The following is a 6,000-nucleotide window of genomic DNA, read 5'->3' on the forward strand; positions in this document are numbered from 1 at the left end:
AAACTAATCCGGGCCCTCCTGAACAGCTCCTAAGAAAGCGCCGGACATGTCAGCCTGTTGGCCCTATACCCATCGTTTTCCTATGGGTTTATTCTACGCATTTCAAAGCTCGTTCCGGCAGGTATTTGATATATCATTCTGCCACCCCACCGACCACCGCCGAAAAGCCTTGATTTCTGCGAGCTTTTTGTCCTCTAAATGCGTAGATAGGATGAGCATTTCAGCTCTCGTGTTCTGCGTACTGTTTACAGTGATGCTACATTCTATAATTCATATTCTGTTCCTTGTATTCTTCGAGAAAACGAATTATAATGAATAAATTGGAGGTGTATTATGGACTATATGACTTTGAAAGAAGCAGGTGAAAAATGGGGCGTGACTCCCCGATGGATAAATTATTACTGTGCTGCATCCCGTATCCCCGGAGCCATAAAAATGGGGACAGTATGGTTAATCCCGAAGGACACCGAAAAGCCCTTAGATATGCGAACGAAACAAGGAAAGGAATTAAAACATGAAACCATATAAGATACTGATTATTGAAGATGATCCTGTTATACAAAGCGAATTGGAAATCCTTTTGCGCGGCAATGGATATACTGCTGTTTCAGTAAAGGATTTTTCAAAGGTGAACGATACTTTTAGAGCAGAAGATCCACACCTTGTCTTATTAGATATTAAATTGCCCAATGAAAGCGGCTTTTCTATCTGTTCTCAAATTCGCAGCAATTCAAATGTTCCAATTATTTTTGTAACAAGCTGCAATACAGATATGGATGAACTCAACAGCATCATGCTGGGCGGTGACGCCTTTATTACAAAACCCTATCACACGGCGATTCTTCTGGCAAAAATCGCATCCCTACTCAAACGGTCATACCCGGTACAGCAGAATGAGCAAATGGTCTATGGTGCTACGGTGCTACACTTGGAATCCAGTAGCTTGGATTATGATGGACAGAGTGTGGAACTAACCAAAAACGAACTGAAAATTCTTTATTACCTATTCAAAAATGCAGGAAAAATCTGTGCCCGTAGAGATATAGTAGAGTTTTTATGGGATAATCAACTCTATGTGGATGACAACGCTCTAAGCGTCAACATCAACCGTATCCGTGAAAAATTGACAGGTATCGGTCTGACAGATTTTATCAAAACAAAGCATCGACAGGGGTACACAGTATGAACCGCAGACAGTATTGGAAAAATAGAATCCCATTCCTGCTGACCAACCTGATCTGCATGGTTGCGCTTACTGTATTCCTGCTGGTATGTGGCAATCCTATTTCTGTGGTACTACTGATTTCTGCGGTATGGGCGCTGATCTTGTTGGCAGGTCTGTTCCTTACTTACTGGAAGCGACAGCGACAAATGCGACAGCTTTTAGACATGACCGGTCAGCTTTCGGAACGCTATCTCGTTTCCGAAGTGATGGAGTTGCCGGAACAGGCAGAGGATCAGGTTTACTATCGGCTTTTGAAAATGGCCGGAAAATCTATGTTGGAACAGATTGGAACGGTTTGTCAGGAACGTCAGGAATACAAGGAATATATTGAACAGTGGATTCACGAGATCAAAACGCCTATTACCGCTATGAAACTACTGTGCGAAAACCATCGGACAGACTGGACAAAGGAACTGCTGTTGGAACTCGAAAAGACCAACCGCTTTACTGAACAGGCGCTTTATTATGCCCGCAGCGAACATACTGAGAAAGATTATTCTGTTCGTGAAATGGCTCTGGCCCAAGTGGTGCATCAGGCGATTGCGGACAACAAATACCTGCTGCTCCAGAGCGGGGTGCGGCTGAAAGTGGAGGAAATGCAGGATACAGTTTATTCTGATGAAAAATGGGTGCGGTTCATTCTAAACCAACTAATTGCCAATGCGGTCAAATATCGGGCCGAGCAGCCGATTATTCGCTTTTCCGCCCGTAGGCAACGAGATCAAGTGGTTCTTGTGGTGGAGGATAACGGAATCGGAATTTCACTCGCTGACCTGCCTCGCGTCTTTGAAAAAGGATTTACTGGGCAGAACGGGCGCATGATCCAGCAGTCCACAGGGATCGGCCTATACCTGTGTAAACGCCTCTGTGACAAGCTGGGTATCAGCATTACAGCGGCATCATCTGAACATGGCGCATCTATTTCTCTGGCTTTTCACATTAACTGTCTGATCCATGAGGTGCAGAGCTAAAATGGTTCTGCACTTCTTACATTTCTGTTAGAACTTTGTAAGAAAACTTGATACAAATGGCGTTCATATTATTTTACAATAGGATTAGAGGTGATAATACTATGAAAGAAGTTTTGAAGCTGGAACATATCCAGAAGTATTACGGAAATGGCGGTAACATCACAAAAGCGATTCAAGACATCAGCTTTTCCGTTCAGGAGGGGGAATTTGTAGGGATTATGGGCGCGTCTGGCTCCGGCAAGACCACCCTGCTTAACTGCATTTCCACTATTGATACGGTCAGCGCAGGACATATCCATCTGGACGGGACTGATGTGACAGAGATAAACGAAAAGCAGATTGCCCGGTTTCGCCGGGAAAATCTGGGCTTTGTATTTCAGGACTTTAACCTGCTGGACACCCTGACCATTTCCGAGAACATTGCTCTAGCATTGACAATCAACAAGGTTCCCGCAGGTGAGATCGACGGGCGGGTACAAGAAATGTCCAGTAAACTAAACATCACGGATATTCTGAAAAAATACCCCTATCAGGTATCCGGCGGCCAAAAGCAACGGTGCGCCTGCGCCAGAGCCATCATCAACAATCCTAAGCTGATTCTGGCGGACGAACCCACCGGCGCACTGGACAGCCATTCGTCCCAGATGCTGCTATCCACTATCCAGAGCATCAACGAAACGCTGGGTGCAACCATACTAATGGTAACGCATGACGCCTTTTCTGCGAGTTATGCAAATCGTATTCTCTTTTTGCGCGACGGCACGATTTTTACGGAAATCCGCAAAGGCAACGATTCTCGCAGAACTTTCTTTAACAAGATTTTAGATGTCCTCACCATGATGGGAGGGAATTGAAATTATGCTTGCAAGTCTTTCACAACGTAATATGAAACGGCAGTTAAGTGAATATAAGATTTTTTGGTTTTCCCTTATCGGCGTTGTTGCCCTTATGTATGCGTTCAATTCTCTTATTGTTTCTCATACTATGCAACAGCTTTTTCGTTTATTTGCCGAGAGCGGAAACGGTGATATTGGCGTGATTGCCGCCCTTTTTTCTGCCGTCGTTGTATTTGCACTTGGGTGGTTTATCAGCTACATGATGGACTTCATCTTACAGCGTCGCAGCAAGGAAATTAGCACCTATATGATATTGGGTGTAGAAAAAGGCGACATTTGCAAAATGATATTTAAGGAAAATGCTTTTTTGGGCCTTATGGCTGTTATTGTGGGCTTTGGCTTTGGGATTTTAGTTTCTAAAATATTAGAAAGTTTTGTTTCAAATCTATTCCACTTTCAAGAAGCATTATTAGCTTTTCTTTCTGTATCAGCAGTCGGCTTGACTTGCATCGAATTTTGCATTGTCTATATAATCGCACTGATTAAGACGAATAGAAAAGTACAAACGGTTAAATTGATAGATCTGTTGAATTACAGTCGGAACAACAGTAGTGTTCGTGAACACCAATCTAAAACTGGCTTCATGTTTTTGCTGATTTCCGTGGTAATGCTCATTGTAAGTTTCTATTTGTTTGCGGGAACAAAACAGACAGTGGCAAGCATTACCGCAGGTGCAGTTTCGGCAATGTTGGGGCTGTTGTTCTTCTTTCGAGGATTTATTTATATCATACACGAAATGCTTAATAAATCTCAGAACTGGAAATACAAAGGAAGTCGTTTAGTTACCTTACGAATGTTCCTTTCAAAATCCAACAAAATGAGTTTCTCATTAGGTGTTATCTCAATTTTATTCACCTGCACCATCGTTTGTATTGGTATGACAAATGCTTTTTATCAGGTCATGGAGAAAGCAGTTGTTATGCAGCCATTCGACCTTGCGATTGTTCATGTAGGTGAGAACGGTGATTATAGCCAATATTCCTCATTCTTGAATGAACGCATTGATGTAGACAACCAATATTCCTATTGCTTATATACAGATAAAAGCACACAATTTACTGACATTAGAAATCGTGTCTTAACAAAATACTGGAACAGGGCAAGCAAAACCGTATCAATCAACGACTATGTTATTGCAGAAAACCAGTACGATGCCTTTATGAAATATAGTGATTATTGTAATTTGCGAGCAATGTTGGGCCTGCCTCAAATACCATTGTCAGAAGAACAATACATCATTCATTGTCTGCCATATCTGAAAGATACATTTACAAATTTTCAGATTGAAAAAGGCACTCTGGTTTGCAAGGATATTTTTACCGAGGCGTTCTCACAGTATGGTGGATATGGTAACGGCCAAGATTTTGTAATCGTTGTCCCGGATCACTATATTGAAAATATGGAAGCGATGTACAGCCTCTATGTTGCTCAATCCGAAACAGTGATTGATATGTCTGAATTGGAAAACGAATTTCCGCAAGTTAGGCCATTGAACTCCAATGTGGTTGCTTCCGGGGAAAACGGATACACAACAAAAATCCTCGACAAAGGAAACTATTACTACATGGGCAAATTAGCAAGTACACCTACCAGCCAAGCTATCTTAATTATTCTGCCATTGTGCTACTTGTCGCTGGTTATCGGCATAATTAGTATTGTAATACTCGCTGTTCAACTTTTGACGGAAGTGAAAACAATAAAGCGTCAATACAATGTAATGAGAACACTTGGAAACGAGGTGATTGTTCTTGAAAAAATGTTGAGAGATCATATATTTCTTTACTTCGCATTGCCATTTATTCCTGCAATAGTCATTGGTAGTTGCTTACTAAAGTCAATGAGCCATACGCTTTTTATAGCTTCTTATGATGTGCCTGTATTTGATAATCTAACCGCATTGATAGCACTTGTGGTTTTGAGTGCTTTACTGATTTTTACCCTTATTTATCTCCTGTATGCGTTTATTGCCTCTCAGTCTATGAGGAAGGAAATAATCCCTCTAACATTAGAAAAATAAGTAGAATAGAAATTTCATCTGCCGGACGACGGCAAAAGAAAAAAGCCGTCGTACAGCAGCCCTATTCACGCGCCCATGAAACGGCAGCTCTAAATTTGAGCCGCCGTTTCCTTTTGCAGAAAACCCAACGACGACCCTACACCTTGCAATTTGACATGGCGGCAATCAGGAGGACGCCGCCATGCACGGAAAAGTTTTTCGACATAAAACAACAAAGGCCATCTTATTAAAAAAGCCTGTTCTGCATCGTTTTTTTGCCACAAATAGATTTTATTTTATCTTTATCTCGTCTGTATCACTAACCAGCCATTCCATTGATACATGCAAGGCTTTTGCCAGCATAAGCAATTCTGCATCACAGACATGTCGTTGGTTCTTCTCTATACGTGAGATGATCAGAGGCGTCATGTCCTCCATACCCATAAACTGAATCCTTTGGGCAAGCTCTTCTTGTGTGATCGGGGGCTTTTGCAGTGCGCGGCCCAATCTTACTTTATCAGAGCAGATATTTCCTTTTATTGTAAACATGCTTCTACCCATTCATAAATCTCCATTTTCTCTGTCTTATTTAGATATTTTTTATCGCGTCTATTGATTTTATACTGAAACAAGATATAATGTTGGATAGGGTAGATATTTATTATCTTGTTTAGATAGAAATATGCTTTTTTTATGATTGTCCGCGACCAATGCGGTTTATGCTTTGATAATGGCCATGTAGTGAGATTGCGTAGTGAAGAACTTCATTGGCGTGGTATGGCAGATAAAATGGGTTACTGTTCAGAGGTTAGCTGGACATGAGAAAACCGATGGTGTAGACTGATAACAGTCAAAGCCATCGGTTTTCTTATCCAAATATTCTGGATACTCTGTCAAATATATTCGCTGGTT

General features: G+C 41.6%; 6 protein-coding genes. 5 read left to right on the forward strand and 1 reads right to left on the reverse strand.

Going from position 1 to position 6,000, the window contains the following annotated elements:
* Positions 1-333: 333 nt before the first annotated feature.
* From MUB35_RS26735 to MUB35_RS26755, 5 genes are all read left to right on the forward strand, one after another.
* On the forward strand, positions 334-528 hold the full coding sequence (locus MUB35_RS26735; protein ID WP_028529329.1) for a DNA-binding protein: 195 nt from the start codon (positions 334-336) through the stop codon (positions 526-528).
* The gene (locus MUB35_RS26740) at positions 515-1,186 is read left to right on the forward strand and encodes a response regulator transcription factor (RefSeq protein ID WP_023042396.1); all 672 of its coding nucleotides are present in this window, start codon (positions 515-517) and stop codon (positions 1,184-1,186) included. Before MUB35_RS26735 ends, MUB35_RS26740 begins: the two co-directional genes overlap by 14 nt.
* Positions 1,183-2,196 (forward strand): sensor histidine kinase, encoded by a 1,014-nt coding sequence (locus MUB35_RS26745; protein WP_023042397.1) that lies wholly within the window; start codon positions 1,183-1,185, stop codon positions 2,194-2,196. Before MUB35_RS26740 ends, MUB35_RS26745 begins: the two co-directional genes overlap by 4 nt.
* Before the next feature lie 101 nt (positions 2,197-2,297).
* Positions 2,298-3,050, forward strand: a complete 753-nt coding sequence (locus MUB35_RS26750; protein WP_023042398.1) for an ABC transporter ATP-binding protein — start codon at positions 2,298-2,300, stop codon at positions 3,048-3,050.
* Positions 3,051-3,054: 4 nt separating this feature from the next.
* Complete coding sequence (locus MUB35_RS26755; protein ID WP_023042399.1) at positions 3,055-5,109, forward strand: FtsX-like permease family protein; 2,055 nt, start codon at positions 3,055-3,057, stop codon at positions 5,107-5,109.
* Positions 5,110-5,379: 270 nt separating this feature from the next.
* Here MUB35_RS26755 and MUB35_RS26760 read toward each other — a convergent pair whose 3' ends face one another.
* Entirely contained in the window at positions 5,380-5,649 is a 270-nt protein-coding gene (locus MUB35_RS26760) for a helix-turn-helix domain-containing protein (protein ID WP_023042400.1), read from the reverse strand.
* Positions 5,650-6,000 lie beyond the last annotated feature (351 nt).

The organism is Blautia sp. NSJ-175, assembly GCF_022867815.1.
GTDB lineage: Bacteria > Bacillota > Clostridia > Lachnospirales > Lachnospiraceae > Blautia > Blautia celeris.

What these genes read in the sequence shown, in the direction of transcription:
- MUB35_RS26735 (WP_028529329.1), top strand. Translation starts at nt 334, where the DNA reads ATGGACTATATGACTTTGAAAGAAGCAGGTGAAAAATGGGGCGTGACT.
- MUB35_RS26740 (WP_023042396.1), top strand. Translation starts at nt 515, where the DNA reads ATGAAACCATATAAGATACTGATTATTGAAGATGATCCTGTTATACAA.
- MUB35_RS26745 (WP_023042397.1), top strand. Translation starts at nt 1,183, where the DNA reads ATGAACCGCAGACAGTATTGGAAAAATAGAATCCCATTCCTGCTGACC.
- MUB35_RS26750 (WP_023042398.1), top strand. Translation starts at nt 2,298, where the DNA reads ATGAAAGAAGTTTTGAAGCTGGAACATATCCAGAAGTATTACGGAAAT.
- MUB35_RS26755 (WP_023042399.1), top strand. Translation starts at nt 3,055, where the DNA reads ATGCTTGCAAGTCTTTCACAACGTAATATGAAACGGCAGTTAAGTGAA.
- MUB35_RS26760 (WP_023042400.1), bottom strand. Translation starts at nt 5,649, where the DNA reads ATGGGTAGAAGCATGTTTACAATAAAAGGAAATATCTGCTCTGATAAA.